28 protein-coding genes are annotated in these 26,668 nt (G+C 68.8%); 15 read left to right on the top strand and 13 right to left on the bottom strand.

Features of this window, described 5'->3' with window-relative positions:
- Position 1 precedes the first annotated feature (1 nt).
- Entirely contained in the window at positions 2-1,009 is a 1,008-nt protein-coding gene (locus tag EL493_RS11125) for a C40 family peptidase (RefSeq protein WP_019045697.1), read from the top strand.
- A 30-nt stretch (positions 1,010-1,039) separates the two neighbouring features.
- Positions 1,040-2,491, top strand: coding sequence for a cutinase family protein (locus EL493_RS11120; RefSeq protein ID WP_019045696.1), 1,452 nt, complete (start codon positions 1,040-1,042; stop codon positions 2,489-2,491).
- Between the two features lie 89 nt (positions 2,492-2,580).
- Here EL493_RS11120 and EL493_RS11115 read toward each other — a convergent pair whose 3' ends face one another.
- The 12 genes from EL493_RS11115 to EL493_RS11060 form a co-directional block, all read right to left on the bottom strand.
- Positions 2,581-3,054 carry a hypothetical protein gene (locus EL493_RS11115; protein WP_019045695.1) on the bottom strand — a complete coding sequence of 158 codons (474 nt, stop codon included), beginning with the start codon at positions 3,052-3,054 and terminating at the stop codon, positions 2,581-2,583.
- 91 nt (positions 3,055-3,145) lie between these two features.
- Positions 3,146-4,294, bottom strand: a complete 1,149-nt coding sequence (locus tag EL493_RS11110) for a hypothetical protein (RefSeq protein WP_019045694.1) — start codon at positions 4,292-4,294, stop codon at positions 3,146-3,148.
- Between the two features lie 321 nt (positions 4,295-4,615).
- Positions 4,616-4,963 (bottom strand): hypothetical protein, encoded by a 348-nt coding sequence (locus EL493_RS11105; RefSeq protein ID WP_019045693.1) that lies wholly within the window; start codon positions 4,961-4,963, stop codon positions 4,616-4,618.
- 40 nt (positions 4,964-5,003) lie between these two features.
- Complete coding sequence (locus tag EL493_RS11100) at positions 5,004-5,315, bottom strand: hypothetical protein (RefSeq protein WP_019045692.1); 312 nt, start codon at positions 5,313-5,315, stop codon at positions 5,004-5,006.
- A 233-nt stretch (positions 5,316-5,548) separates the two neighbouring features.
- Positions 5,549-6,085, bottom strand: a complete 537-nt coding sequence (locus EL493_RS11095) for a hypothetical protein (RefSeq protein WP_019045691.1) — start codon at positions 6,083-6,085, stop codon at positions 5,549-5,551.
- Between the two features lie 138 nt (positions 6,086-6,223).
- On the bottom strand, positions 6,224-8,044 hold the full coding sequence (locus EL493_RS11090; RefSeq protein WP_022567152.1) for a VWA domain-containing protein: 1,821 nt from the start codon (positions 8,042-8,044) through the stop codon (positions 6,224-6,226).
- A gap of 42 nt (positions 8,045-8,086) precedes the next feature.
- Positions 8,087-9,307 (bottom strand): AAA family ATPase, encoded by a 1,221-nt coding sequence (locus EL493_RS11085; RefSeq protein ID WP_019045689.1) that lies wholly within the window; start codon positions 9,305-9,307, stop codon positions 8,087-8,089.
- Between the two features lie 747 nt (positions 9,308-10,054).
- Positions 10,055-11,842 (bottom strand): AfsR/SARP family transcriptional regulator, encoded by a 1,788-nt coding sequence (locus tag EL493_RS11080; RefSeq protein WP_019045688.1) that lies wholly within the window; start codon positions 11,840-11,842, stop codon positions 10,055-10,057.
- A gap of 11 nt (positions 11,843-11,853) precedes the next feature.
- Complete coding sequence (locus EL493_RS11075) at positions 11,854-12,603, bottom strand: hypothetical protein (protein WP_019045687.1); 750 nt, start codon at positions 12,601-12,603, stop codon at positions 11,854-11,856.
- Positions 12,604-12,707: 104 nt separating this feature from the next.
- Positions 12,708-13,850 carry a lipase family protein gene (locus EL493_RS11070; protein WP_019045686.1) on the bottom strand — a complete coding sequence of 381 codons (1,143 nt, stop codon included), beginning with the start codon at positions 13,848-13,850 and terminating at the stop codon, positions 12,708-12,710.
- Positions 13,847-15,097 (bottom strand): cutinase family protein, encoded by a 1,251-nt coding sequence (locus EL493_RS11065; RefSeq protein ID WP_019045685.1) that lies wholly within the window; start codon positions 15,095-15,097, stop codon positions 13,847-13,849. Before EL493_RS11065 ends, EL493_RS11070 begins: the two co-directional genes overlap by 4 nt.
- Complete coding sequence (locus EL493_RS11060; protein ID WP_022567151.1) at positions 15,094-16,005, bottom strand: hypothetical protein; 912 nt, start codon at positions 16,003-16,005, stop codon at positions 15,094-15,096. Before EL493_RS11060 ends, EL493_RS11065 begins: the two co-directional genes overlap by 4 nt.
- Before the next feature lie 693 nt (positions 16,006-16,698).
- On the opposite strand from EL493_RS11060, the gene EL493_RS11055 reads away from it, so the two are divergent.
- The 4 genes from EL493_RS11055 to EL493_RS11045 all read left to right on the top strand — a co-directional run bounded on the left by EL493_RS11055 (position 16,699) and on the right by EL493_RS11045 (position 19,418).
- Entirely contained in the window at positions 16,699-17,490 is a 792-nt protein-coding gene (locus EL493_RS11055) for a helix-turn-helix domain-containing protein (protein ID WP_019045682.1), read from the top strand.
- A 71-nt stretch (positions 17,491-17,561) separates the two neighbouring features.
- Positions 17,562-17,690: a hypothetical protein gene (locus tag EL493_RS33510; protein WP_267890428.1), complete on the top strand. Its 129-nt coding sequence runs from the start codon at positions 17,562-17,564 to the stop codon at positions 17,688-17,690.
- 1 nt (position 17,691) lies between these two features.
- Positions 17,692-18,459 (top strand): MmyB family transcriptional regulator, encoded by a 768-nt coding sequence (locus EL493_RS11050; RefSeq protein ID WP_022567149.1) that lies wholly within the window; start codon positions 17,692-17,694, stop codon positions 18,457-18,459.
- A gap of 221 nt (positions 18,460-18,680) precedes the next feature.
- Positions 18,681-19,418, top strand: a complete 738-nt coding sequence (locus EL493_RS11045; RefSeq protein WP_019045680.1) for an HAD family hydrolase — start codon at positions 18,681-18,683, stop codon at positions 19,416-19,418.
- Here the strand turns inward: EL493_RS11045 and EL493_RS11040 are convergent.
- Positions 19,415-20,773 (bottom strand): hypothetical protein, encoded by a 1,359-nt coding sequence (locus EL493_RS11040; RefSeq protein WP_126405665.1) that lies wholly within the window; start codon positions 20,771-20,773, stop codon positions 19,415-19,417. The two genes, EL493_RS11045 and EL493_RS11040, sit on opposite strands and share 4 nt — an antisense overlap.
- Before the next feature lie 247 nt (positions 20,774-21,020).
- Between EL493_RS11040 and EL493_RS11035 the strand changes: the two genes are divergently transcribed.
- The 9 genes from EL493_RS11035 (at position 21,021) to EL493_RS11005 (ending at position 26,668) form a co-directional block, all read left to right on the top strand.
- Positions 21,021-21,221: a hypothetical protein gene (locus EL493_RS11035; RefSeq protein ID WP_019045678.1), complete on the top strand. Its 201-nt coding sequence runs from the start codon at positions 21,021-21,023 to the stop codon at positions 21,219-21,221.
- Positions 21,218-21,700 carry a hypothetical protein gene (locus EL493_RS11030; protein WP_019045677.1) on the top strand — a complete coding sequence of 161 codons (483 nt, stop codon included), beginning with the start codon at positions 21,218-21,220 and terminating at the stop codon, positions 21,698-21,700. Before EL493_RS11035 ends, EL493_RS11030 begins: the two co-directional genes overlap by 4 nt.
- Before the next feature lie 74 nt (positions 21,701-21,774).
- Complete coding sequence (locus tag EL493_RS32280) at positions 21,775-21,918, top strand: hypothetical protein (protein ID WP_019045676.1); 144 nt, start codon at positions 21,775-21,777, stop codon at positions 21,916-21,918.
- A 162-nt stretch (positions 21,919-22,080) separates the two neighbouring features.
- Positions 22,081-22,617, top strand: coding sequence for a hypothetical protein (locus EL493_RS11025; protein WP_019045675.1), 537 nt, complete (start codon positions 22,081-22,083; stop codon positions 22,615-22,617).
- A 201-nt stretch (positions 22,618-22,818) separates the two neighbouring features.
- Positions 22,819-23,430, top strand: coding sequence for a DUF5753 domain-containing protein (locus EL493_RS32275; protein WP_019045674.1), 612 nt, complete (start codon positions 22,819-22,821; stop codon positions 23,428-23,430).
- Positions 23,431-23,543: 113 nt separating this feature from the next.
- The gene (locus EL493_RS32270) at positions 23,544-24,338 is read left to right on the top strand and encodes an SAM-dependent methyltransferase (protein ID WP_019045673.1); all 795 of its coding nucleotides are present in this window, start codon (positions 23,544-23,546) and stop codon (positions 24,336-24,338) included.
- A 37-nt stretch (positions 24,339-24,375) separates the two neighbouring features.
- Positions 24,376-24,741 (top strand): hypothetical protein, encoded by a 366-nt coding sequence (locus tag EL493_RS11015; RefSeq protein WP_019045672.1) that lies wholly within the window; start codon positions 24,376-24,378, stop codon positions 24,739-24,741.
- A 162-nt stretch (positions 24,742-24,903) separates the two neighbouring features.
- Entirely contained in the window at positions 24,904-25,596 is a 693-nt protein-coding gene (locus EL493_RS11010) for a 6-phosphogluconolactonase (RefSeq protein ID WP_022567146.1), read from the top strand.
- 1 nt (position 25,597) lies between these two features.
- Positions 25,598-26,668 carry an ROK family protein gene (locus tag EL493_RS11005; RefSeq protein WP_054815573.1) on the top strand — a complete coding sequence of 357 codons (1,071 nt, stop codon included), beginning with the start codon at positions 25,598-25,600 and terminating at the stop codon, positions 26,666-26,668.

The following is a 26,668-nucleotide window of genomic DNA, read 5'->3' as shown; positions in this document are numbered from 1 at the left end:
GATGCTGGTCAAGGCGCTCGGGGCAGGGTTCGGCGCGTTCGTGTTCCTCACGGTCGTCATCGCGACCGTGGTCAGCGCCATCGTGGTGTTCGACCAGTCGCTCACCGCACCTACCCCGGGAGCCTCGACCGGCACCGGCTCGACCCCGAGCACCGAAGCACAGCAAGACATCCCGGCCGAGATGCTCGTGCTCTACCAAGCCGCCGCCGGAGACTGCCCCGGCCTGGACTGGAGCGTGCTCGCCGCGATCGGCAAGATCGAAACCGACCACGGCCGCTCCACCCTGCCCGGCGTCTCCTCGGGCGAAAACGCCTCCGGGGCCGGTGGACCGATGCAGTTCCTCGCCCCGACGTTCGACTCCGTTGTCTCGCGCCATCCCCTGCCCGCTGGTGGCGCGAATCCGCCCTCGCGCTACAACCCCTCCGACGCCATCCACGCCGCCGCGTTCTACCTGTGCGACTCCGGTGCGCCCGCCGACATGTACAGCGCGATCTTCGCCTACAACCACGCCGACTGGTACGTGCGCGACGTCCTCGACCAGGCCGCCCGCTACCGGACCACCACGCCCGACACCTCCGGCGGCGACTGCGACACCACCTCACCGACGAACCCGACAGCCGCGCAGGTGATCTCGTTCGCCTGCGCGCAACTCGGCTTGCCGTATGTGTGGGGTGGCAACGGGCCCGAGGTGAACGGCGGCTGGGACTGCTCCGGACTCACCCAAGCCGCCTACCGCGCCGCAGGCATCTCCATTCCCCGCACCACCTACGACCAGGTCCACACCGGCACACCGGTATCCGAGGACCAGCTCGTCCCGGGCGATCTCGTCTTCTACGGCACTGCCGCCGACGTCCATCACGTCGGGATCTATCTCGGCGCGGGCCAGATGGTGCACGCGCCGACCTTCAACGAGCCCGTCCAGGTCTCGCCCTACCGGTGGAGCGGCGACGACTTCTACGCCGCCCGCAGACCCACGTCCGCCCACGACGACTCCCGCGCCGCGTCCTGACCAGTCCCTCACCTGAACGGAGAACACACCATGCACCGCAACAGCTCCCAGCTCCGCCGCAACGCCCACGCGGCGTTGTGCGCGGTCATCGCCGCGACCACTGTGACAGCCGGTGTCGCCGCCGCAGAACCCACACCCGACCGCACCGGTACCAAGTGCCCGCGCTGGACCGCGCTGCTGGCACCGGGCACCTACGAGACGACCCCTACCATCGGGCAAAGCACGAACGGGATCCTCACCCAGCTCGGGGAGTCCCTGACGACGCGTTACGGCACCGACATCGAGGTCCGTACGCTCGCGCCCTCCACCGGCGCGGGTTCGGTGAGCGGCGCGGACCTCTCCGCGGGGATGAAGGGGCTGTGCTCGGACACCCGAGTCGTTTTGGCCGGCTACGGCCAGGGCGCCGAGGTCACCGGCGACCTCGCCACCACCCTCGGCAATCGAGGGGGTCCGATTCCGGCCTCTCGGGTCGTCGCTGTCGCGCTCGTCTCGGACCCGCGCCGCGACTCCACCACCGCCCAGCTCGGTACCCCGGTCTCTGGGCAGGGTGTCACCGGGCCACGCACGAAGGGCTTCGGCGAGCTGACCGATCGGGTCCGCACGCTGTGCCTCGACGGTGACAGCTACTGCTCGACCACCGCCGAGTCCTCGCCCGTCCTCGCCGCGGTGAGCCGCGCCCTCACCACCGCCACCTCGGCCACCGCCACGTCCGGCTCGGCTCCGACCGACGCCACCTCCCCTACCACCACAACGAGACTCCCCGCCCCCACGACGAGCACACCGACCATCAGCATCGGCTCGTCCTCGACCGGGCAGATCAGCGTGTCCCAGGTTCTGGCCCAGGTAGTCACCGTGCTGAACGGACTCGCCAGCTTCACCGCGAACGTGCCCGCGATCGTGGCCGACCTCGCCCAACTACCCGGACTGGTCACCGCCGCCGACGTGCGCGGCGTACACCGCGTCTCCGGTGACCTCAACAACCAGTTCGCCCCGCTGGTCGAGCTGGCCGATGGACTCGACCTGCGCCTGATCGCGCGGGCTCTGGCGCTGGCCGCGCCGCTGGACACCACCGGGGTCGCGACGATCGCCGCCGAGATCGTCGGTGTCCTGGCCGGACTCGACATCTCCCGCATCGCCACCGATGTCGGCCGCGCGCAGGAGATCGCCTGGACCGCCGTGGAATTCCTCGCCGATGGTGACCCGGTGGCGGCCGTGCTGACTCTGACCGAGCTGGCACCGGTCGCCGCCGATCTCGTCTCCGCCGCCGCCGCAGCGTTCACCGGCCAGCAGTTCCCCACCCTGACCAACACCTACACCGCCACCACCGCCGGAACGGGCACAGCGGACAGCGCCACCGGCACGGGGACCGCCGTTCCGGCCGCCCAGGACGGCCACACGGGCGCGTTCGACGCCACCGGATACACCACCGCCGCCCCCGTGCTGACCGACTGGATCACCCAGGCCATCGACCGCAGCAAGTAGCCCGCGCCGTCCCGCACAGCGCACAGAAAGCGGCCCGTGGTGCCGAGCGGAATGCTCGGCACCACGGGCCGTTTCAGCGGGTAGGCGGGTCAGGAGATGAGCGGGGGCACCGCGCGCGGGGTGAACGCGGGCGGGGTCCCCTTGTCGCGGAACCGCCACGACGGCAACGGCGTGGGCGCGCCGTCGATCTGCTCACCGCCGCCGCTGTCGCCGCTGTTGTCGTCGCTGGTGGTGCCGTGGTCGATCAGCTCGTTCAGGGTGGCCACGACCACCTCGCGGGCGGCGGTCTCCGCGTCGCGGTACAGGGTGCCGGTCAGCGGGCCGGTCATGATCCGCACCGACCCGGTGTGCGGGAAGAACTCGCCGTCGGTGGTCACCTTCTCGTAGCGCAGCGCGATCGGCACCCACGGCACCAGCGACACCAGCACCGGCATTTGCAGCTCCCGCACGGCCTTGTCGGCGATGGCGATCCACAGCTCGAGGCTGTCGGGGGCGTGGCTGGACTCGGCGTACACCTGGTACAGAGCCGAGGCGAGGACCTTGGGGGTTGGGGTGGAGTACATAGTCGAGCACCTTTCTCAGGGGTTAGATTGAGAGGGCGGTGTCGGACTCCCCGGAGCTAAGCCCTCCGGGGATTCCGGCATCGCCCAGTTGTCAGGACGCGAGGGTGAATTTCTTGGGGGCCGTGCTGGTCTGGCGTGCGGTCCCGCCATCGGTCAACTTGACCAGGGCGTTGTGGACCGCGCCGCTGGAGCGGGCCAGGGCTTTACCGATCTGGTGTGGGGTGAACTCCTTTCCGGGGTTTTCGTGCAGGAAGTCCTCGACCTGTCCCCGCAGCGCACCGGCGGGCAGGCGTTCCACCGTCGACTCCTCGTCCGCCGTAGCCGTGTTGTCGGCCGCCGCCGGGGGTTCCGGGGCCACGGTGGCGGGTTCGTCGCCCGTGGGGGCACCTACCGCCATCTCCGCCGTGGTGTCGGGCGCGGGGTCGGCCGGGGCCGCCTGCTCGGCAGGCGCGGCCGGTTCGGGCACAACCGGTTCCGGGGTCGCCGGTTCGGCCGGTGCGGGATCCGGTTCGGCCGGTGCGGTGTCCGCCACTTCGGTCACGGCGGGCGCGGCCGGGGCCGGTTCGGGTTTCGCCCCGGCGGTCCAGCGCTTCCCGGCCCGAGGCTTGCTCGGATCGGTGGCCGCCCACACGGCCCCGGCGAGTTCCCACTCGGTCAGCAGATGCCGCACGGGAATGGTCCCGATGACTGCGAGTTGCGCCAGCTCGGCGGTGGTGCTGGCGGGGTGGGTTTCCAGCGCCTCCCACAGCGCCCGTGCCTCGGCGCTGTGCAGCGCGGGCACTTCCGCCGCCGTCACGGTGGCGGGTTCAGGTGCGGGCTCGGGGGTTTCGGGAGACGATGCGACCGGTTCGGCCGTCTCCGGCGAAACCGGTTCCGGCGTGGCGGGTTCGGCCGGGTCCGTGTCGGCGGGCGCGGCGGGGGCCGGGTCCGGTTCGATGGTGGCGGGTGCGCCCGTGCCCTGGGTCCAGGTCTTGGCGGCCCGGGGCGATTCGGGGTCGGTGTGCGACTGTGCGCACCCGGCGGTTTCCCACTGAGCCAGCAGACGCCGCGCGGTCGACAGGCCGATCCCGGCGATGTCGGCCAGCGCGGCGGTGGTGCTGTCGGGGTGGGCCCGCAGCGCCGCCCACAACGCCCGGATGCTGTCGCGGCGCAGCACCGGCACGACACCCGACCGCGAACCGTGTTCCGGGGCGGGTGCGGCCGTTTCCGTGGCCACGGCGGCGTTCTTGGTTTTCGACATGGGATTTCCTTCCAACAAATGGGTTTGGTGAATTCGTGACGTCCCTGGGTGGGGACGGGATGCGCACCGATCGGGGCGATTTCCCCGGGTGGTCGGTGCCGTTCCGGTTTCCATGACCGCTCGATAGGGCGTGTGATGTCAAGCGGAATGTCGAAATTGGTTCCGGTCCCGAATTCCTCTCGTCCGATTCCGTAATGGCCTCGGCGCGAATGGAATTCGCCTCGCATCATTCAGCTCAAGAGATGCGAGGGCGCCTCGCGCCGGCGGCCTCGCCGCGGGCACTGTGGCGCGCGAGTCGCGCGGACTCGACGCCCGAGTCGGTCACGGGTGCGCCAGCGACGAGTCGGCCGTATCGGTGCCGGGCTCGCCGGTGTCGTCCTCGGCGGGCTCGTTGCTCGTGGGTGCGGCACGCTGGGTGTCGAGGGCCTCGCGTAGCCGTCGCCCGCCGCCGGTCAGCTCGTAGTCCACGTGGTGGTCGAGTTCCCAGCTGTCGGCGCACTCGACGCAGAGGGTGTAGCCGTGGTGGCAGCGGCGCGGGTTGCGTACCAGCAGGATCCGGCCGGGCGGGTGGTCGCGGTCGCGCAGCCTCACCACGACGTAGGCGTTGCCGCTGAGTTTGGCTCCCGGTTTGATGACGCCGTCCTCGTCGTGGGTGCGAGTGTCTTTCATGAGGTGCTCCTGTTCGGGTTCGGTTGGGGTGCTGGCGGGTTCATCGAGTCAGGCGCGCGTGCAGGGGGCCGGTGGTGCGGTCGAGCCACACCGTCGCGGCGTGCCCGTGCGCACCCCGGCGCAATCGGTCGGCGGCACCGGCGGCGTAGGCGGCGATGTCGTCGGGGTGCACGAGGTGGATACGCGGGGCGGCGTAGCCGCCGGTGCCGCCGGTCACGTGCGCCACGGTGTACATGCCGCGCTCGTCGTGCGGTCCGAGTCCGTAGATGACGAACTGGTCGCCGGTGACGGCGTTGGCGATCACGTAGATCGCGTCGAGCGCGGCGGTGGTGGGAATCGCGGGATCGGTCACGGTGTCTCCTGTGTGGTTGCCGCCCCGGGGTGCGGGACGGGGTGGGCGGGGTGGGTGATGGTTGGGCCGCGCCGGTGGCCGATGTCGGCCCGGTCCGGGTGCCCCGGGGGCGTGCTGCGCGCCCGGGGCACCCGGGGTTTAGGTGGCGCGTATGGCGCGTACGGCGGCGGGTTCGAGTCGACTCAGCAGGTTGATTCGCCCGCGCTTGTGCCATCCGTCGAGCTATGACCGGTTCAGTCGAAGTCGAGGTACTGCCGGATCTCCGGGGGTGAGAGCAGGCCGCTGTCGATGAGGTTCTGCCGGGTTTCGGCGAGATGGCCGAGACCGTCATCGATGCTGGTTCCCTCGTGCTCGATGGGATCCTCGTCCTCAGGGTCGCGGAAGCGGCCCGTGCGCAGCGTGGCCGCGATCTCAGTCAGGCGCTCGGCGAGGGTTTCCGCCGCTTCGGCGAGTTCTTCCTGGTCACTGCGAAGCCGGTCGAGCGCTTCGTCGCGTTTGGCATCCCGGTAGGCGCGCATCCGATCGAGCCACTGCGCCGAGGGGTCCTGGTGTGCAGGCACAAGCGACCACGGGGCGGCGAAACCTCTCCCGCCGGTGTCGGTTTCGATCACACACTCGGGAACGTGGTGGTCGAAAACCTGGAGCACAACGCCGCGCCAAGTGCGGTTGTTGAGGCCCGTTACCTCGTCGCCGACCTCGATCGGGCAAACCACCTCGCCTCGGGTGTCGGTGTCGGTGGGGGTCTGGTCGGTAGCGGTGTTGTCGGTCATGGTGAAGCCTCCTTGTCGTTGCCGCCCCGGGCGGGGCGGGTAGGGGTGTTGGTGGGTGATGGGAGGGCCGCGCCGGTGACCGGTAGCGGCCCGGTCCCGGGTGCCCCGGGCGCGGTGTGCGCCCGGGGCCCCGGGGGTCTAGGCGGCGCGCACGGCGGCAGTGATGGCGCGGGCGATCGCGGTGGCGGTGGTGGCCGGGTCGGTGACCACGTGCACGGTCGCCCCGTTCAGCGGAGTCGGGGCCCCCGGCCGACCGGGGCGTTTGCCCGTGTTCGGTGCCAGCCACAGCACCGCGCACCCGGCCGCGCGCACGGCGTCGAGTCGGCGCTGGGCGGACTCACGTTCGTGGGTTCGGAAGATGCCGTCGGAGATGACGACCAGCAGCCGGGTCGCGCCGGGCCGCGACAGACCCAGGGCCCCGTCGAGGGCGAACGTCGCAGCACCGAGGGCGTGGTATTTGTCCGGGCAACCGAACTCGCTGACCTGGGCGGGGGCGGTGCCCGGGTAGGTGATGGGGGCCACCGTCGCGCCGAAAGTCACGGTCGCGGTGGTGGCGGGCATTGCGGCCAGCTCGGCGGCGCGGGCGATGATCCACGCGGCAGAGGACACCGGCGCGGCGAACGCGCTCATCGAGGAGGACACGTCGCACGCGATGCCGACCCGCAGCGGCGGGTGCGGGCTCGTTTTGCGGGCGGTGCGGGTGAACGGTTCGGCGGTCGGGATGGCACCGGCCGCGAGCTGGGCCTGCCTGGCCAGCACACCGCGCATCCGCACCCGCCCCGGCGGCACCACCGAGGTCGTTTTCACCGTGGCACGTTCGCGGGCGGCGGCGGTGTCCAGCGCGCGGGCCAGCACACGCGCGGCGGTCTGTTCCGTGGTCAGCGGGGTGCGGGTGCGGGCCACGGTGCGCGAGATGCCCGATGCCGCATCGTCGCCGAACACATGCTCGGCCATCTGTTGTGCCTCTTCGGCAGTGGCGGCGGCAGCCTGGCGAGCGGCGGCGGCGGACTCGGCCGGGTCGGCGGGAACCGGGTTCGCCGCGACCTCGCGGGCGATGGCGGCGGCGGTGGCAGCGATGGCCGCGCCCAACGGCGAGCTCGGTACCGGTGTGGCGTGCGGTTCGGGGCCCACGATGTCGAACCAGCGCCGCCCGAGCTCGAGCATGGCGGCGGTGTCGGCATCGGCCACCGTGTGGGCCTCACGCCAGATCGCCCGCAGTTTGGCGAGGGTGTCTGTGCCGAGGATGGACTCGAGCTCGCCCAGCAGCGGCGCGCACTCGGACTCTTCCAGCACCCCGGCGTCGATCCGTCCCAGCACGAGGGCGGCGTTGTGGGCGGCGGCGTAGGTGGTGCGCGGGAGGTGGGCGGCGGCGGTCGCGCCGCCGTTGTCGCCGATCACGATCTCGGTGGCGCTGGCGCGCAACCAATGACGGTCATCGGGGCGGCGGCGAATCTGGGCGGCCTCGATGCGCGACTCCTCGAGCAATTTCGCCGCCTTCACTACCTCCGGGTGCGCCAGCAGCGGGGCCCGCCATACCGAGTGTTTGGCGTGCGCGCACTCGTGCACGAGCGCGCCCCACACCGCCGGGTAGTTGTTGCGGTCACTGTTGCGGGCCGGGTGCGCGTCGGCCGGGTCGATTTTCAGGTGTGAACCGTCGAGTTCGATGGCGCGCAGTGCTGGCACGAACACCGCCGGGTGCCCGAACGCGGCACCGGGGGCGATGCTCACCGTCAAGTCGTCACGGTCGGCGATCGGCGGAACCTCGGCGGTCATGGCGGCGGACAGGGTGGCCCATCCCCCGGTGACGGGTACCGATGCCGGGGCGGGGGTGGCAGGCGCGGCGGGGGCCGCCCCCGCCCCGGCGGCGGCCGGGGCGGAAGCGGTGCCGGTGCCCGGGGTAGCGGGCGCGGCGGGGCTAGCGGGGGCGGGGGCGGCGGCGGTGATCACGTGGCCGGTCATGGCGGGCAATACCTTTCGTGCGTGCGGGCGGGTGGCGGGTGGTCAGAGGCGGGGGCCGAGGGCGAGCGGGGTGTGGGTGGTGCCGCACACGGTCCGCATCACGGCGGCCACCACCTCGCGGTCCTCTTCCGGGGCGGCCCCGAGGAGGTTGGCCATGGCGGTGTCGGGGTCGGTGGCGGCGGCGATCTTGCGGAACGCCAGCAGCTCGCGCAGTTGCGGGGCCCACCCGACCTCGCCCTTGGCCTGCCGTGCGGCCAGCTCGCGGGCCACTTTCACCGCGCGCCGTTCCACGCCGAGCTGGGTGGCGAGGTCGAGGTCGCTGACCACCTGCACCTGGAACGCGAACCGCGAACTCAGCGCGTCGGACAGGATGGCCCCGTGCACGCCGGGGTTGTGCCCGGCTACCACAAAGAAACCGGGCTCGGCTTTGACCACCTCGCCGGTGGCTTTGACTACCAGCTCTTTACGGCCGTCCATCGCGGGATACACCGCCGCGAGCACGGTCGGGGAGATGAGGGTCGCGTCATCGATGAACAGCACCCGGCCCTCTTTCATCGCGCGGACGAGGGGGCCGTCCATGAAAACGAAACGGCCGTCCGGGGTTTGGGTGTACTCGCCTACGAAATCGGCGACCGTGGTGTCCCCGTCGCCCTGCACCGTCAGCAGGTCCCCGTAGGCGGCCTCGATGAGCGAGGTCTTCCCGGTGCCGGGCGGGCCGTACAGCAGCACCGGAACCTCGGCTGCGCGCATCGTCTGCAACACATCCACATCCGCGCGCCCGGCGAGCTTGCGCAGGTGGTAGTCCTGCCCGTTCGGCCGGGCCACCGTGTTACCCGTGCGGGCCGGGGCCGCCGGGGCGGCGGGCGCGGCCGGGGCCGGGGCCGGGGTGGCGGTTTTCTTGGTGCGGCGGCGGGCCGGTTTCGGCTTGCTGGGGGCCGGGGCCGCCGGGGTGGCAGGCACGGCCGGGGCCGGGGCGGCGGCCGGGGCGGCGGCGGTGGCCGTGGTGGAGGTGGCGCGGTAGCGGCGGGGCGCGGCCGAGGTGCGTTCAGCGTGCCCGGCGGCGGTCAACGCCTCGAGCGCGTTGCCGACCGCACCGGAGGACCGGCCGAGCCCGGTGGCGATTTCCCGGGGCGACTGTTCGCGAACGGGGTCGGCGGCCAGCGCGGCGGCCACCATACGGCGAAGTTCGCCGTTGGGCAGGCGACCGGCGGCCGGGGCCGGGGTGGTAGTGGTCGGGGCGGCGGGGGCGGTGGTGGCGGGCATCGTGACTCCTGCAATTTCCGTTCCGAATTCGCGCCGGTTTCCGGCATACGTGCGGCGTGGCCGCCATTCGGATTTCTGCGAATTTCCCGGCGAATTCCGGGAACGGGGTCGACGCTAGCTCGACCTCGAACAGCCTCACAACCCCGAAAAGCGCTCAATTTTCCGGAATTTTTCCGGACAATGGCGAGTCCGGCTAGGCAATACGGAAACGCGGCGCGGACATGCGCTCGCCAGCCAGGCCACGCCTCGGCCGGAAAAGACTGGAAAGAATGGAGAGATGATAAGCAATAGGAAGGCGAGAAGGGGGCGAGGAAAGGAAGCAACCGAACAGGTAGGCAGACGCGAGAGGTCACAGAGAACCAGGCGTCAGACACCGCCCGAGCATGTCTATACATCTTTGTGTATAGACAATCCCCGCCGATATCCGCCCAGATATTTGCCCGCTGACCTGCTATTTCATGCAGACAGGGTGCGTCGTTCCAATCCTCGCACTGAATCATGCATCGAATCTCGCCATGGAACATCGCATGGATAATTTCTCATCGAGCCACTCAGGCAAAAGGGAGCTCCACCCTCGCAAATAGCAATGAAATACCCGGCGCATGAATACGGCCTTTTCAGCAATTCTTGAATTGAACAGAGCAACACCCCGAACGTGCTGAATGCCGTTTCGGAAACGATCGGAATACCGATTTCTACAGTAATCGACAATCAGCGCGAGCGGTAATATCCGGGCCACATAGGACTCTATTTCTTGGCGCGGCGGAGCGTTGCGAGAAGCTGTCGGGTTTCCTGACTCGGAGTCTGGCCGATTTCGGCGAGTCTCCGCGTCAGAAGGCTGTAGGTGCGGGCGAGTGCGGCGGTTTCACCGAGGCGGGCGTGCAAACGCAGGAGGTCGTGCCAGACCGCTTCGTTGTAGGGGTCGTTCTCGACAGTGGTTTCGAGCATTCCCAGGGTGGCGCGGGGGTCGTCAGTGTTGCGGGTGGCCAGCCAGCTCAGGGCGTTGAGCGAGGTGCGTCGCGCCGATTCACGGATGGATTGAACCCAGGTGTCGGTGAGGTCGCTGGCCAGTTCGCTCGTGGCCAGGGCAGCGATGCGGCGAGCGGCGTCGGTCTGCTCGGTGTCACTGCGGGCGTGGCGGCGTTGCGCTACCGCCGCGTTGAAGTCCCAGTAGTCGACGCCGAGGTGGCCCGAGAGCCGGACCTGGGTGCGGTCCTCGGCGAGTGCGTCGGTGATCTGCCCGCCGGTGGCGGTGCCCAGCGCGGCGCGTAGGCGGCTCAACGTGTTCGCCAGCGCGCTGCCGCCCCGGTGTCCGGGTCGCTGGCCCCACAACAGCTCGATCAGCTGCTGTCGTGGCAGCCCTTCGGGATGCAGGGCGAGCACGGCCACCAGTTCGCGGGCACGCGGCTGCAGCTGCGTGGTGATCTCCACGCTCTCACCGGATTCCGCGTCGTGCCAGAAGATTCGGGTGGGCCCGAAGACCCGCACCGTCAGCGCGGGTGCACCGTCGGCCGGTGTCGGCACCGGCGCAGTATCGGTGGTGTCGGTCTCGGGGTGCGGGATCGGCTCAGGCGCCGCGGCGAGGTCGCTCTCCGCGAGTTGGCCGGCATCCTCGGCCTCAACCGCGAGCACAGACTCAGAGGACGGTGCTGCGATGGTCTCAGCGATGTCCACCACCACGGGCTCGCGTAGACGAGGGCGCGGTGTAGGCACGGTGGCGGGGTCGATGCTGTAGATCCTCGGACCGTCCTCGCCGCGGCGTCTGCGGCGGTCCTGGCGGACCGCAGGGGCCGCGCGAGGTGGGTCGAACTGGCCGGAGTGTTCGTAGCGGCGCAGCTGGATCTCCACGTCGATGATGGTGCCGCGCGCGGGCGGGATCAGGTGCTGGCGTGTGCGGCGGCCGGTCAGCAGGGCACGGGCACCGGCGCGGGAGGCGGGCAACTCTCCCACGACCGGGAACCCGATCGCGTCGATATAGGCGCGGCTGCCGCCGATGACCACGATGCCCCGAGGGCGTCGACGGCGGGTGAGATCGAGGACCCGCTGCGCGGCGGGCCCGGGATCGATGTGCTCGGCGCGGACCACGAACAAGGCGGCGTCGGCGGCGGCGATCACCGGATGCGCGGGTGAGCCTGGCTCGGGGACACCGCAATCGGCGAATATCGTCGCGCCGAGCCCGCGCCAGCCCCGGTCCGGATCGGTCAGCAGCGCAGCGGCCGGAACCGGATCGTCGGGGTCGTGCCCGGGCGGCGCGGCCAGGAACGCCTGCCCGCCGGGCAGATACTGCACGTGCTGGGCCAGGAGTTCCGGGGTGACGGGCAGGCCGAGGGCGCTTCGGCGGGCTAGGCTCGCCGAGCCGAGATGCGGGTCCGCGCCGACCATTTCGGCGAGCTGGCCGCCTGCGGGGTCGGCTTCGACGATGAGCGCGGTTTCGGGGCCGGGCCAGGTGTGGGCGAGCGCGACGGTGGTCGTGGTGGTCCCTGCGCGCGAGCTCAGTCCGGCGACGGCGATCAGGTACGGCGCCTGCGGCCTCATCGATGGGTTTCCTATCCCTGTTTTTGGACGTTGGAGATCAGCAACGCGCCACCGGTTTCGGCGGGGCGGGTGTTGATCAGCTGGAGGTAGTCGGTCCGTGTGCGGTCGGGGCGAATCTCGGCGATGTGGACGTTGGCGGTGGTCGGGGCGATCGGGGTGATCGCGACGCAGTGGCGGGTGCCGGGTGGGACGGAGGCGATGCCCGCGGCGAGGCCCTCGAAGGTGATCCCGCTCTCCGGTGCGAGCAACGGCATCGCGCGCGCCGCATCGCGGTGGATGTAGTAGGCGGCCTCGAAAGAGGCGATGACCCCGGCCAGGGTGGCGGGGTCACCGGCGCTTTCGGTGACCACCTCTCCGGTGAGCCCGGTGCACGGACCCGAAACCGTGGTGCTCGAGCTGGGCGGGGCGGCCGTGGACGGCACCTGCGCGCCGGTGTCGCCGGTCTCCTCGGTCGGCACCAGCAGGACCCCGGCCAGGACGGCGACAGTGGCCGCCAGCGCGGCCCAGGCACCGCGCGGCAGCCGGTCCGCAAGACCGGTCCCCCACCGGGGAACACGGGCGGCGTCGGCCGTGCCGGGAGTCTTGCGTATCCGGTTGAACCAGAACTCCTCCGGTAGGAGTGGCTCGTCTGACTCGTCGAGGTCATGGCCGGAGCCGGTGTCGGCGACGAGCCGCAGGTCCGGAAGAGTCTGGGGCAGGTCGACCCAGGCTTCGGCGCCGTCGTCCTCGTTCTCAGGTGGGTTGTGCGGGTACCTCGGCATTCATCTCGCCTCGCCTCGGGTCAGATGTCTCCGGGGCCTGCCCGCACCCCGGGAAGGGGGGTTGCGGGGTGCGGGCAGGGTTCCCCGGAGGGGTCAGGGGTGGCTCACGCGCTGGGCCGCACTTCGGCCTCGGCCGGTGCCGGGATCGGTTGGGACACGGGACCGTTGGCGATGTCGGTGGTGAGCCGGGCCAGGACATCGGAGATGGCCCAGTGCGCGGTGCTGCGGTGGTCGCCGTCGTACTCGCGCCAGTCCACCGTCGTGCCGCGCTGTCGGTAGGCGATCAGCGCCTTGCGTCCGGCGCGGACCGGCACGATCAGGTCGAGTTCGCCATGGTAGAGGTGCAGGGGCACATCGGATTTCACGTGCGCCAGCGACTCCAACGCGAGAACCCGCCGCCACCAGTGGTCGTTCCACGGATCGGGCTCACGGCACCAATGCGCCAGCGGCTCGGGAAAGCGCTGCAAGAGTTCGACGACGGTGAGGTGTCGTGCCTCGGCAGCAGCGACGAGACCCGCTTCGTTGAGCACGTGCCGCAGCGGGAGCTGGTTGTAGGCGTGAGACAACCCGATCAGCCCGGCGAACGCCAACCCGGCCAGACCGGTGCGGGTGCCCCGGCCGACCAGCGGGGCCAGGACCGCCAGGTCGGAGAAGACTGCTCCGGCAGCGACGCCGCGCAGGTCGATCTCCGGGGCGTACCAGCGCTGCAGCTCCCCCGCCACCGCTGCGATCCGGCCGCCGTCGGCGTATCCCCACGCGACCACCGGCGCGACCGGCAGGTCCAGGTCCGAGGCGCGGTAGACCGCACGAGCCAGGTCGAGGACCGGTTTGGCACCGGCGGCGCGGGCGGCGAGGAAGGTGTGCGGGCCGGTGCCCGCGCCGAGTCCCTGCCCGTCGGGGATGGCGACGACCCAGCCTCGCGTGAGCGCGGCATCGATGCCGGCGAGGTCGTACTCGGTCCCGGTAGCGAGCAGCTGCGAGGGCGCGCAATGGCCGCCCAATCCGCGAAACGGTGGGCAATAGAGCAGAATCGCTCCGGTTCCCGGTTTCGGCTTGGCCTCGGGGATGCAGACGATCGCCGAGGCCGCGATCGGCTGAGACCGCGAATCGGTGGTGACGTAGACGAGTTGCCACGCCCCGGCCGCGCCCGCCAGCTGCGGAACGAAGACGGGTCGGGCGCGCACGATGTCACCTGGGCGAACGCCTTCGCGCAGGATCGGTGTCTGGTGGAAGTCGCTGATGGTCATGAGGGGCTCCCGGCGAGGTCGTGGGCAGCGGCGGTCAGCCACGCGGCCCCGCTGGCGATGGTCCCGTTCGCGGCGTAGCCGGTGTGGCGGGCGGGAATGTCGGTGTAGCGCAGCAACACCGCAGGATTGATCAGGTCCGCGTGGTCGGACACGAGCTGGCCCCACGCGGCCGACAGTCCGGCCGCGAGCGGCGGCAGCGTGGTCAGCGGGTTACTGGCGACGGTGGCCGTGATCTCGGCCCAACGCGCGGTCGCGGCGGCTGTCTCATCTGGGCCCGGTGCCGGGGTGCGGGAGTCGGCGGCATCGATGAGCCGCTGCGCCAGACTCGCCGCGGGCACATACGCGACGGTGCCGGGCCCAGTCTGAAAGTCGTTGAGCACCAATGAGGTCCAGGCGTCACCGAGCGCGCCCGACAGCAGGTTCTGGATGGATCCGACGGCGGCGATGGGGTCGCGCAAGTCGGCCTGGGCGGCGAGCTGGGCGGCGATCCGAAGCAGGGCGGCGTGGTCGGGTGCCGCGCAGCTGAGATCGCCCTCGACGCAGATGTCGGTGACCCGGCCGGTGAGCGCCCCGTAGTCGACACCGGAGGTGGTGGCGATCCCGCCACCGGAGGCGACGGCGGTACTCAGGTTCACTCGCGACACCGCCGCGCCGCTCGTGCCGGGGGCCGGGTCCGGGCTCGTCTGCCCGGGGCGGCCCGCGATCACGGGCGAGCCCGGGGCACGGTCGGGGTCGGAGTACAGGATCACCGCGGCGACTCGCGCAGCCGCCACAGGGCCTTCCCCGGCCCCCACCATCTGCGCGAACCCCGAAGCGACTTGCGCGCCTTGGGAATAGCCGACGATCGCCTGGGAGGTCCCGGGGCAGATCGCAGCAACACGCTCGGACTCGGACAGGAGTGTGTTCAGTCCCGCACTGGCCGAAGCCGCGTACGGGGCGGTGCCGCCCCCGGTGCCCGGTGCGCCGCCGAACGACGCTGGATAGCTGATGTAGGAGCGCGCCACCAGACTCGGGTCGTCGGCGGCGACCGGGCCGAGCAGGTGACCGAGCATCCCGGAGTCGGCGGTCTCGGACGCGCCCGGTGAGGACTCGGACGTGCCCTGCACACCGAGGACCCACAGGGCCGGGCAGCTCAGGCCGACGAGCTCGGGTTGCGCTGTCGCTGGGCCCGCGTTCGTGGGGCCGAGGGCAGCGACGAAGGTGGCGGCGGCGACGGTTGTGGTGGTGAGCAGGCGTAGGCCGGTCATGGCTGCCCGACCCCCACACCCGCGCCGAAGCCCGCGCCGACCGTGCCACCGACAAGTGCGCCCAGCGCGGCGGCAGGCGCACCTGCCACCACCGCGCCAGCAGCGGCCCCGGCCGCGGCACCCAACGCGGTACCGGCGACGCCGGAGGTGATGGTGCCGATCACCGGCACGGCGATCACCGTGCCGAGCGCAGCTCCGGCGATGCCGCCGATTGTTCCTCCGGCGAGCCCGCCGACCACGGCACCGACAGCGGCGGCGGGAGCACCGGCGAGTGCACCGCCGATCGCTCCCCCGGCACCGGCCCCGGCGACGGTGGCACCGGCGACCCGGTCCGAACGCCCGGCCGGGAGGCCGACGCTGTCGAGGAAGGTAGCGGCCTGGGCTTCGAGGTCGGCGGAGACGTTGTTGATCGTGTCGCCGACTTCCGGCGGCAGCCAGTCCGGTTCGGCAAACTGGGCTTGACCGATCCGGATCGTGTCCGGCGGCGGTTCGATCGGCGCGACCGGCTCCACCGGCTCCGGCGAGTGCAACTCCATGACGTACACCGGCGGCGCGGGAGCCGGGGACGGCTCCGGACGCGGAGCCGGGCCATTGCGGATCTCGGGCGGTTGTTCCTGGTAGACGGTGGGTTCGGGCACAGCAGGGGCCGGAGGCGGTGCGGGAGCGTCGGTTCCGGGCTGTGCCGGAGCGGTCACGCCGGGCTGGTCCGCGATCGGGGCGAGTGTCGTCATCGCGCTCGCGTTCGTAGCGGCCAGCACCATCAGCACCGGCACCGTGCTGGCAGCGACCAGGCGGCCACCCCACAGCATCCGCCCGCCATAGGTCAGACGGGAACCGCGAGCCTGCACGCAGGCACCGGCGGGATCGAGCGGCGCGGCAGCCGAGGAATTGCGTCCTGTTTTGGGCATGGCAAATCACCCCTTCGGGGGTCAGAAATAGAACTAGATGAATGGCGAATTTAGGTACTGCATTGTGCAGTACATTTCTCCGGCTCTCCCGGCTGCACGCCGCAGCCGGGAGCCCGGTGAAAGCTCTAATGAATTAGAGCTGCGAGGTCTGCCTCAGAGGTAGGGCAGCGCCAGCGCGGCGACCTGTGACGCGATGGCCAGCACGTTCGACAGCAACGACGCGCCGATGTTGAGGAACGAGACGATCGAGTACGGATCCACGAGTTTCCCTTTCGGAGGAGGTGCGGTACTCCACCATCAAAACCCCGAAACCGCCTGGTGCGCCAGCCTTTTGACAGGTAAGAAAATCGGTGCCGTTTTCCTTACCCCTGCGCAAACGCGCGGTGGCCTGCAAGGATCGGCGAAACAGGTAAGAAAAGCGTCACCAAAGAAATTTTCCGGCGGGTGTCCCGCATCGGAGAAAGGGTGGCCAGAATACTCCGCGCGCCCCTCGCGGAGGTCCGTAGCTAATTGTCAGCCAGGTCACAGTGAATGATCGGTGGCCGGGCTGTTCCCTTTCTGGTAGAAGTTAATCAACTCGGGGGAGTTAACCCTTCAACCTATCGCGTGGTGGAGGGGTGACGGAAGACTGAAATAGGAGGGGCTTGACACATGAACCGGAGGACCCGCCCGACCCGACGACCGCGGCGAGGCATGGCCCGCCGCACCACATCAGAGCTACCCGACCTGGGACGATGGATCCGCCAGATCCGCGAGCACCACGGACTCATCCGATCCGAGGCCGCCGGCCGAATCCAGGTCAGCGAGGACCTGATCAAGAAGATCGAACTCGGCACCCACCCGGCCTCCCCGACCGTTCTCGAACAGATCATCACCGGCTACGAACTCGACAAATCCCAGGCCCGCCACACCCGCGAACTCGCCGAACCACCGACACCGCTGCCTTCGATCGAGGAGCTACGAGCCCGCCCCGTTGCCTGCGAGCACCACACGACGTTGCGCCGCCTCGATGAACGAGGCTGGGTCGGCGCGTATCTCGACCCCTTGTGGAACGTGGTCTACGCCAACGAACGCTTCCGCGCAGAGCTGCCCGACCTCGCCGACTACGACAATAACCTCAGCCAGTGGTTCTTCCACCCCGGCAGCACCACACCCACCGCCGAGCCGTGCGTTGTGCACTGGGATGCCGCCGCCGCGTACATGGTCGCGTCCCTGCGCGTGAAGTTCGGCATCTACCGCCACAGTGCCCGTGCACGGGACCTGCACGAGACACTCAGCGCAGCAGCGCCTTTCCGGCAGTTGTGGACCGGCAGCACCGAGGTCGCCTACGGCCACAAAACCGTGCACCCCATGCAGGTACGTGATCCCGACACCGGCGAAGAATGCACCATCCGCATCCACCTCGGCGTCGGGGCGGAAGGTCCTCCCGACCTGCGGTTCTGCTTCGTCTATCCCGACCCGTGCGAGGGGCCTCGCAGCATCTGACCTTTCCACCGCACCCACGACCTCTCCCCCGGATGTCCCGGAGGAGCACAACCGAACAAAGGAGTATCGCCATGAACGGCATCCCTCAGCGCACCCGCCATCGCGGAGCCGATCCGGACGTCCTCAACCAGCCACCGGCACCCTGTGCTGCGCTCGGCGTCGACATCGTCCTCATCCCGCCGCAGAAGCGAGACAACTGACATGTCCCTCGTGCTATCCGGGATGCCCGACTTCCACGACACCGTGGAGTTCCTGCGCCACAAGCGCCAGCTATCCCGCGAGTCCACCGCCAACAAAGCAGGATTCAGCATTTCCCGCCTCAACGAGGTCATCCAGAACCGCACCCAGCCAGGACCCAAGCTGAAGAAGGGACTGTTCGCCTTCTTCGACCTCACCCCCACTCAACAGCGCCACCTGCAAGACCTGCTTCGCCCCTCCGCCGAGCTACCCCCGCTCACCGGCCTGCGTCAGTACCTCACCGATCAGGGAGTCCATCACCACCTCGACTACCTCGACCAATGCGAGGTCATGGGCGCCTACCTCGACCCACTCCAGAACGTCCTACACGGCAACAAGGTCTTCTACCGGATCATGCCCGGCCTCGACGACGCCGACCACAACATCGGGCGGTGGATGTGCTCACCCACCGCCCGCGACCTCGTCGAGGACTGGCACGAACACCTGCTCCACCACATCCGCCGCCTGCGCGCCTCGCTCGGCCGCTACCGCGACGCACCCCGAGCACAAGCACTGTTCCAGACACTGCGCAACAACCCCGAGTTCCGAGCCGCATGGGACTCCACACCCCTACAGGTCAGCTACAACTCGCACCGGTCGACGCCACTGCGTCTCCACCACCCCGACAACGAACACCCGATCCACCTGAATCTCGAAATCGACCAATACGGCGCATGTTTCGAGATCCTGTCCGTCCACGGCCTCTACAACACACACGCCATCGCATCCTGAGGCGACCTGGCCACCGAGCCACATCGGAGCGCCGCCGGGCGAGGCGGGCAACCCTCGCCCGGCGTGTAGGCGTAGTGATGGTGTAGACCGGCAATGCCCTCCGCAGACTGCCATGATGGGCTCATGACTGACCGAACTCGGGTGCTGAATGCCATCGTGACCGTCGCACCGCCAGCGCTGGCTTCTGCAGGCTCCGCTACCGTCTGCGAGGATCGATGAACATGGCTGAGGCACGGACGGGGCTGATCATCTGGGATGTGGACGGCACGCTCATTCCTGCGGACTTGCGGTGGCTACGGCGAGCAGTCTCCCGTACCTACGACATCGAAGAGTCGGCAGTCGTGTTCCCCGCTGCGCGGATACATGGTTACACCGATGAGTCCATCGTCGTGGACACGGCCATAGCCTCGGGCGTCACCAGCGAGACCGCCGAAGAAGGATTCAGTCGGTACGCCGAGGTGCTGATGCAGGTCATGAAGCAGGGAGAGGCTGAACTCGCCCGCGACCAGGCAGCATATCCGGGTGCCGCCCAAACGATCGCTACTTTGGCGGAGCACGGGTACGTCCAGACGGCGCTCACGGGGAACTTGCGTGTGTCGGCAGAATTCAAACTGGCCGTGGCGGGCCTGGATACCCACCTCGACCTCGAGGTCGGTGCGTTCGGCTCGGACGCGCGTGATCGGTTCGACCTGCCTGCGTTCGTCGCCGACCGGTACAAGGCGAAGTACCGGCACTCCATTGAGCCCGCGCGGACCGTCATCATCGGCGATGCGGCAAACGACATTGCCACTGCTCGGCACGCCGGATTCAGAGTTGTCGCGGTTGCCCACCGGATTAGCTCGGAGCAGCTGTGGGAACACTCGCCGGATGCGGTCGTGGATCGGCTGGATCCATACGAGGTTCTCGAAGCAATCCGTTCGGTACAGACGATCCGATCGTCCGCCCAGCTCGACCGCTAGGTGGAGATTTCGCCTACTCGCTCCATCAAAGCGAGGACCGGCTTTTCGTTCTGCCAGGGAGCCATCCTCTCGATAGCACATTGCGCACGTTCGAGTCCACGACGATTGCCCATGGTCGCCAGATCCTCGTAGGTCTCACCGAGCACCCTGCAACCCTCGTCCAGCTCTCCTGACAGCGCGTACGCGCTGGCTAGGTCGACGCGCGCCGCCAGCGCGACGTTAGGGCTGTCCATATCAGGCGAGTCCTGCGCGGCGGTAAGGGCGGCGATAGCGCGTTTCGGTTGCCCGAGCAGGAGCTGGCAGGTGCCGACATAGACTTGGATCCGGGTGCTGTTCCAGTCGCTGAACAGGCCGGAGCGGTCATCTTCATCGATGCTCTCCGCGGCGCGCTGGGCGCGAGTCAACGCTTCCTCGCATTCATCCCGCAAGTCCAGCACCGCATAAGCCTGCGCCTGCTCAGCACCGATCCGTGCTCGCGCCGCAGGTGGCAAGAAGGCGGAGAGACCGGCTGCCTCATTGAGTACTCGGAGCCCGATGACCACGTCACCGTCCGAACTGATCAATGTCGCCGCATCTGACCGGAGATTGCTTTCGAAAATTCGTGCGATACCGCCCATCGTTTTGTCCTGGAGCTGGTCTGCAAGCTTTCGGGCAAACGCGGCATGGGTCAGTGCCATCGACCGGTCACCGATGGCGCTCCACACCCGGCTCGCCACAACGGATGTCTCGCCCAGCAGCGCCCCCGCCCGCCGCTTGATCACATCGTCGGTCGCAGCTCGAAACAACGACGCGACAGCATCTCGGTGGGCCTCGATCGGGCCGATCAACGCATCCGGTGCCAAACTCTGACGCTGACCAGCCAGCAGATCGGTCACGGCAGCGAAACTGCGGAGGGAACTCGGCGCAGCCCGCGTTCGCATCAATGCCGCAGCCTCTTCCACTTCCAACACATCGATTGCCGGGTGATCGGTCCCGACCAGCACCGAACTGCTGATCGGTGCGAGGTTAGGTGTCGGCACGGAGTAGTCATTGCCCCCGGCCAGCGGAACATCCGTTCTCACCAACGCTGACTCAAGGGCCGGGGCCATGTCAGCACTGGGCACACCGGCGTTCGAGCCAGATTTGCTTCTACGCGCAGCTTTCGGGTGCCGTGCTCGCCACGCGGCTTCTCCTTCGGCCACAATCTGCTCGAACCGTTCCCGGTCTTCCGGGGTTGCACGTTGGGCGTAGGCGGTGTCCAGGATCGATTGGGTCTGCGCGCGGAGTTTGACCGCGCTCAGTCCCACCTTCCAATTGCTGACCGTGGTGGTTTCGATTCCGAGCATCGTGGCGAACTGCCGGATCGGCAGTCTCATGGCCTCTTGCAGCACGGCTGCTTCGAAGCCGGTCCATGCCCGCCCTCGTATCATTCGGCCCCCTCATTCCCGCTCCTGAACTGGGAAATGCCTACGGTACGCCAACGCTACGCCAACACTCTGCGGTTCCTCCCGATACCGCTGGCGGGCCACGATTTTCAGCAGGAACCCGTTTTCGTGGGAGGCCGAGGCGCAACCGCCCGATCCGACTTCCCTCGACGTTGGAAAGCCCTCAGGGAGGCCGCGCATGAACGGCAGCAACGAGCCGAACTCACCCCAGTCCGCGGCGAGACAGGCCGACGTGGGTGAGTCGGCCGGCGCCCTCGCCAATCCCGAGATCACCCACGGCTTCGATTGCACACTGTCGACTCTGGTCCGGCAGCTCGACGCGATGACGATCGCCGGATGGGTCACCAGCGTGGCCGAACCGTCCGGGGAGTTGCGATGACGCCGATCAGCACGCCGGTGCAGCCGTTCACCGAGTCTCCCCACAGCCGGTGCGAGTTCTACCGTCGCATGTGCTCGCTGCCGACCGTGGTCGACCCTCAGACGGGGCGGATCACGATGAAGGCCGGGTCTCTCGTCGGGGCGGTGATGATGCCGACCGGACTGGCGCAACAGGTCAAGAACAGCCTCGATCTGCGCGGTGTCGCTCCGCTGTCGATCATCGGCCACCCCAGCGCGGGAATGTGGACGTTCTTGGTGCGAGCCGACATGCGGCCCATCGCCGACCCTGCCGAAGTCGCGCAGCTGCGGAACGCCCGGGTGGTGGTCATCCGCGACGGAGACATCGCCCTGCCCTCCCCGGTACCGGACCAGCTGATGATCCGCACCTGGATCTCCCCGGCGACCGGCACATTCCGGCCCTCCGGCGAAGTGGTGATCGAATGCGCCCGAGCACTCCTACCCCGGACGGATCGGAAATGACACCCGACAGCAATCGGTCGCCGTGCCCAGACGAACCCGACGTCCGACTCTCAGTCCTGATTTCCAGTGTCCGAATGGAATTCGTCGCCTGTCTGACCGCCGCGCTGGTGTTCGTCTGCGACGTGGCCGCCCACCGCCCCGGAACCGTCACCGTGGAGCCCGGCACTTGCGCCGGACTGCCGCGCTTGCCCGCCGAACGCCTCTATCTCCAGCCCTGAGCCGCGACCGCGCGGCTCTCTGACCACCCAAATGGCCTCCGCACGTGCCCCGGCGAGATACCCGCGACGTCTCCTCGGCCGTGGCCCCGGTGCCGAGGCGGCCCCGGAGTTGCTTCCCGGCGACTCCGGGGCCCCAACAGCCCCTCCACCTCGAAGGAACCCATGTACGCCGAGTTCGACACACCCGAACCGTCACCCGCAACCCGCCGCGACCGGCACCTGATCGCCTTCGGCATCGGTGCGGCCGTCGTGTCCACGGTCCTGTTCGTCATCACTCTGACCGTGCTCGCGCCTGGCATCCACGCCCAGCAGCGCGGCATCGACTGCCCGAGCACGACCTCGCCGGCCGGGGTAGTCACAGGCTCTGGTCCCGGCGACTTCTCGAACGGCCCGGCCGCGATCCTGGGGTTCAACCACGCCTACTACGTCCAGCGCTCCGCCGAGCAGGCACGCCGATTCCTGACTGCCGACGCCCTCGTCGGCCCGAGTGGCAAGTTGCAGGCAGGGATCGACGCCGTACCCGCCGACACCTACCACTGTGTGACCATCTCGCCACTCGAACGGATTGGCGACGCCGACCTCTGGGCAGTCACCGTCACCGAGTACCACCCCGACAGCGAGCCCTATGCGCCTCGCCAGATCATCACCACCCGCACCGTCGGAGAACTGACGCTCATCAGCTCTATCGCCCGCGCATGACCAGCGCGTAGACCACCTGGATACCTCGGGCCATCACACCGACCGGGCAACCGGCCGGTCGACCCGAGGGTGGGGAACCGCCCCCGGAGGCCGCCCCAACACCCCCGCGCCTCCGGGGGCGCTCACCGAGCGCTACCGACCACACCCGTTGGACTCCCACGGGATTCCCTCAACCACTGAAAGCAACTGAAAGGTTAGACAATGTCCTACTCCAGCTGGTACGACGCGACCGACAACAGCGGCCTGGAAACCTTGCAGCGCAGCCTGATCGACATCGAGTCCGACACCAAATATCAGCGCAGCCACAGCCCCGAAATCCTGCCCGGCCTGCTCCAGACCCTCGACTACGCCCGCGCCATCCTCGCCAAATGCACCGCCGTGCTCGGCCTGCCCGACGACAGCGAGGCAACCGCGGCGGCACGCATGCAGCGCCAGGCCGTTCTCGACGCGCCCGGGCACCGCTTCCACCTGCTCATCGGCGAAGCCGCGCTGCGCCGCACCGTCGGAAGCCACGCGGTCATGGCGGCACAGATCCGCCAACTCGGCGACATCCTCACCCAGCGCGACAACCTCGACATCGGCATCATCCCCCTCGATGCCGAATTCATCGGCCAAGCCGACAACTTCGTGATCCACGACGAATCCGGCGTCGCGATCGAGACAGTCACCGGATCCGTCGAGACCACCGGCGCCGACGAGATCGCCCTCGCACTGCGCACCTTCGAGCTGCTCGCCGACCAGGCCGTCTACGGCGAACACGCCCGCGCCCTGCTCGACCGGGCGTTGGCCGAGCACGTCGGCCCCGGCATCTGAACCATCCGACCCGCTGCCCGGGCCCCGACCCCGTCCCCGCTAGGCCGTATCCCTCGTCACGGCTGGGAGCAGTCGGGCCCGGCAGCCCCCTCTCACCACTGGAGTTGGTCGACATGACCAATCACGAGGTCGCGCTGCGACACAACATGCCCAGCAGCGCCCGCGTCGTCAACAAGCTGCTCGGCGGCAAGGACAACTACGAGATCGATGGTCTCGTCGCAGCCAACATCAGCAACAGGTTCGTCGTCGCACTGCGTGAGGGACGACGGTTCCTGCTGCGCGCCGTGGACTACCTCAGTAGCGAACACGCCGTGCACCAGTATGTCGACCTCGGATGCGGCATTGCGATGCCTCCCGATGTCGGTGATGCCGCCACGCACCGCGGCGAGTCTGCTCGCGTTCTCTACCTCGACAACGACCCCCTCGTCGCTGTCCACGCACGGGCCTTGCTGGCAACGAACCCGAACCGCCACTTCGCCCTGCTCGACATCACCGACACCGCAGCTGTTCTGGACAAGATCGCCGCCGTATTCGACCTCAACGCCCCGTTTGCGGTCTGCCTTTCCGGCACCGCCGAGCACCTGCCCGAGGCCCCCACCCTGCTCGCGGAACTGACAGCAGGGCTCCCGCCCGGTACCTGGATCGTGTTCAGCCACATCACCGACGACGTCTTCGCCCACGCCATCGGCGCATCAGCACGGGAACTGGGCCACCACGGCATCGCCTACCACCCCCGCGACCGCGACACCCTCGCCACCATGCTCGCCCCTTACCAACTCCTGCACCCCGGCCTGATCGCACCGCACCGATGGCATCCCATCACCCGCGTCCCCGCTCTCAAACCACAACACCCCCTCAAACATGACCTCGCCGCCTACGCCGCCGTAGGACAGCGACACCAGCGGTAAGACACCGAAAACCGAACAGAGAAACGGGGCGACAGCGATGGGCTGGGACCGAGACAACACCGACTACGACGACCAAGGAACCGAACAACAGCGGTACTACGCACACCTTGATTTCCTGCGCCGCGCCGGAAAGACCGCACAAGCCGACAGGCTCGCCGCCGGTGGCCCACCCCCACCCAGAAAAGCAGACGGTCCCGAAGGCTGGCTGGCCTGGCACGAACACCACCCGCCCACACCCGAGGAACTCGACAAGCTCGTGGACCGGCTACTCGACGCGGGACAGATCACCGCCAGTCAGCTCACCGGCCACACCCTCGCCCCACACGACACCGCAACCATCGCCACACTGCGGGCACTCATCGGCGCCCGAGTGACCTCACGCGCCTCGACGACCCCTCAATAGCGCCGTGCATCGGTGTCGTTGGTGTCGGCCGACTCGGACCTGAGCGCCTATGCCGCCATCGGACGACTACCCGAATAGACGACCTGCGAGCCGGAACCCGTCGCGGCAGGCCATGCCCCCGCCCACGTTGATCTTCGTCATCTCTCGACCCAGGAGGTACTCATGCCGTTGACATACATGTTCCGTGAAACACCCGCCGGTTTGGCCTCGGCAGCCGCCGATCTAATTGCCACACAAATTCATTCAGCGATCGAGAAGACTGGTGAATGTCTTATCGCTGTTGCCGGTGGAACGACGCCGGTCGCAACCTACCGAGAGCTAGCCGCGCGCGATATCGACTGGGCCAGAGTGGTTTTTGTTCAAACCGACGAGCGAATGACACCGGAGCCAACCGACCGATCAGCGAAGCCGATCGAGACGGCGTTGGGACTGACCGACCCGGGCCATCGCGCTACCTGGTACCCGATTCGGGCGAGCTGCACTGGTCACACAACCGCTGCAGCGTATGACGAACAACTGGCTAGACTGCGCGCCGAGGGTGGTCCCGACATCGCGGTGCTCGGTTTGGGAACCGACGGCCACACGGCCTCGATCTTCGACCACGCTCGCCCCGAAGGCGTATGCCAGCGGGTGATCGCCACGACCTACCACGGCCAGCAGCGAGTCAGCCTCGGCCTGGCCTATCTCCGCGCCGTGCCGACTCGAATCCTGCTGGCCACCGGGACCAGCAAGAGCGCGGCGCTGGCGGCAATCCTCAACCCCGCGCCGGGCGCTGCACCGGTATCGGCCGCTGTCGTACTCGGCCAGGACGGGTATGTCCTGGCCGACGCCGCAGCTCACCCAGGCCAGGTGTGAAATGAAAGACGTAGCAGGCGATAGCCGCTCGGTGATCGTGTTCGATCTCGGCGGGACATGGTGGCGTCTGGCGGTCTTGTCACCGTCCGGTGAGCTCACCGATCAGGACCGGCACCCGGCGGTGACGAAGGCCGGTACCGGGAGCAACACCGCCACCCTGCGCGAGCTGATGGTGCAGTTTCTCCTCACCCAGACCCGTCGACTGCTCGAAATCCATCCCGATGTCGTGGACGTAGGGATCTCGATCGGTGCCGCCACCAACGGGCACACCGGACAGATCCTGGCCAGCGCCCCGCTGTGGGGCGACAGCGCCGACCCGTTCGATCTGCAAGCCGTGCTGTGCGAGAACGAACCACGGACCCGGTGGTGGGTGGTCAACGACGTGACCAGTCTCGCGCTGGCCATCACCCGCAGGCCCGAGGTCCGCGCCATGAACCTCAAAACCGTTGCGGCGGTGACGGTCAGCAGCGGCATCGCCGCGCGCACCATCGACATCGAATCCGGCGAGGTAGTGCTCGACCGTATACACGGGACTCAAGGCGAGATCGGGCACCTGCCAGCCGCCGTCACCGCGCCACTGTCGACCGAACCCTCGGTCTGCGACTGCGGAGCTGTCGGGCACGTCTCCGCCCTCGCCGCGGGGAAGGCGATCGACCGACAGCTGACACAGCTGGCAAGCATCGTCGGCGCTGAGGCCACCACCGATCCGCCGCTGACGCGACTGCGATGCGCACTCGAGGCCAACAATCCGCACGCGAAGGCGTTCCTGGACTCGGTGACCGCGCCACTGGCACGGGCACTGCTGTACCTACTGGCCATCGATCCCCACATCGACCATGTGTTCCTGTCCGGCGGGGTCGTCGACACCCTCGCCAATCACTACATGAACAGCATGTACCGCTGCCTGGAAGCGGACGGTCTCTACCTCGTTTCCACGCACCAGCCCACCGTCTTTCGCGACCGGATCACGCGCCTGGAATCCGATGGGCTCGACCCACTTCGGGGTGCCGGGCTCTTCGCTCGCACGCAATCACTGCTCGCAACCGCCCGGCCCGGGGGAAGGAATCACTGA

The sequence above is a fragment of the Nocardia asteroides genome, from assembly GCF_900637185.1.
Classification (GTDB): Bacteria; Actinomycetota; Actinomycetes; order Mycobacteriales; family Mycobacteriaceae; genus Nocardia; species Nocardia asteroides.
This window is presented reverse-complemented; position numbering and strand designations above follow the sequence as displayed.

Bases quoted from the DNA above. Each gene is read 5' to 3' on its own strand.
- EL493_RS11095 (WP_019045691.1), bottom strand. From the start codon at position 6,085: ATGACCGACAACACCGCTACCGACCAGACCCCCACCGACACCGACACC.
- EL493_RS11045 (WP_019045680.1), top strand. From the start codon at position 18,681: ATGGCTGAGGCACGGACGGGGCTGATCATCTGGGATGTGGACGGCACG.
- EL493_RS11005 (WP_054815573.1), top strand. From the start codon at position 25,598: ATGAAAGACGTAGCAGGCGATAGCCGCTCGGTGATCGTGTTCGATCTC.
- EL493_RS11110 (WP_019045694.1), bottom strand. From the start codon at position 4,294: ATGTCGAAAACCAAGAACGCCGCCGTGGCCACGGAAACGGCCGCACCC.
- EL493_RS11030 (WP_019045677.1), top strand. From the start codon at position 21,218: ATGACGCCGATCAGCACGCCGGTGCAGCCGTTCACCGAGTCTCCCCAC.
- EL493_RS11065 (WP_019045685.1), bottom strand. From the start codon at position 15,097: ATGACCGGCCTACGCCTGCTCACCACCACAACCGTCGCCGCCGCCACC.
- EL493_RS11015 (WP_019045672.1), top strand. From the start codon at position 24,376: ATGGGCTGGGACCGAGACAACACCGACTACGACGACCAAGGAACCGAA.
- EL493_RS11115 (WP_019045695.1), bottom strand. From the start codon at position 3,054: ATGTACTCCACCCCAACCCCCAAGGTCCTCGCCTCGGCTCTGTACCAG.
- EL493_RS32270 (WP_019045673.1), top strand. From the start codon at position 23,544: ATGACCAATCACGAGGTCGCGCTGCGACACAACATGCCCAGCAGCGCC.
- EL493_RS33510 (WP_267890428.1), top strand. From the start codon at position 17,562: ATGAACGGCATCCCTCAGCGCACCCGCCATCGCGGAGCCGATCCGGAC.
- EL493_RS11085 (WP_019045689.1), bottom strand. From the start codon at position 9,307: ATGCCCGCCACCACCGCCCCCGCCGCCCCGACCACTACCACCCCGGCC.
- EL493_RS32280 (WP_019045676.1), top strand. From the start codon at position 21,775: ATGGAATTCGTCGCCTGTCTGACCGCCGCGCTGGTGTTCGTCTGCGAC.
- EL493_RS11080 (WP_019045688.1), bottom strand. From the start codon at position 11,842: ATGAGGCCGCAGGCGCCGTACCTGATCGCCGTCGCCGGACTGAGCTCG.
- EL493_RS11040 (WP_126405665.1), bottom strand. From the start codon at position 20,773: ATGAGACTGCCGATCCGGCAGTTCGCCACGATGCTCGGAATCGAAACC.
- EL493_RS11050 (WP_022567149.1), top strand. From the start codon at position 17,692: ATGTCCCTCGTGCTATCCGGGATGCCCGACTTCCACGACACCGTGGAG.
- EL493_RS11070 (WP_019045686.1), bottom strand. From the start codon at position 13,850: ATGACCATCAGCGACTTCCACCAGACACCGATCCTGCGCGAAGGCGTT.
- EL493_RS11025 (WP_019045675.1), top strand. From the start codon at position 22,081: ATGTACGCCGAGTTCGACACACCCGAACCGTCACCCGCAACCCGCCGC.
- EL493_RS11055 (WP_019045682.1), top strand. From the start codon at position 16,699: ATGGCCCGCCGCACCACATCAGAGCTACCCGACCTGGGACGATGGATC.
- EL493_RS11090 (WP_022567152.1), bottom strand. From the start codon at position 8,044: ATGACCGGCCACGTGATCACCGCCGCCGCCCCCGCCCCCGCTAGCCCC.
- EL493_RS11075 (WP_019045687.1), bottom strand. From the start codon at position 12,603: ATGCCGAGGTACCCGCACAACCCACCTGAGAACGAGGACGACGGCGCC.
- EL493_RS11105 (WP_019045693.1), bottom strand. From the start codon at position 4,963: ATGAAAGACACTCGCACCCACGACGAGGACGGCGTCATCAAACCGGGA.
- EL493_RS11010 (WP_022567146.1), top strand. From the start codon at position 24,904: ATGCCGTTGACATACATGTTCCGTGAAACACCCGCCGGTTTGGCCTCG.
- EL493_RS11060 (WP_022567151.1), bottom strand. From the start codon at position 16,005: ATGCCCAAAACAGGACGCAATTCCTCGGCTGCCGCGCCGCTCGATCCC.
- EL493_RS32275 (WP_019045674.1), top strand. From the start codon at position 22,819: ATGTCCTACTCCAGCTGGTACGACGCGACCGACAACAGCGGCCTGGAA.
- EL493_RS11125 (WP_019045697.1), top strand. From the start codon at position 2: ATGCTGGTCAAGGCGCTCGGGGCAGGGTTCGGCGCGTTCGTGTTCCTC.
- EL493_RS11035 (WP_019045678.1), top strand. From the start codon at position 21,021: ATGAACGGCAGCAACGAGCCGAACTCACCCCAGTCCGCGGCGAGACAG.
- EL493_RS11120 (WP_019045696.1), top strand. From the start codon at position 1,040: ATGCACCGCAACAGCTCCCAGCTCCGCCGCAACGCCCACGCGGCGTTG.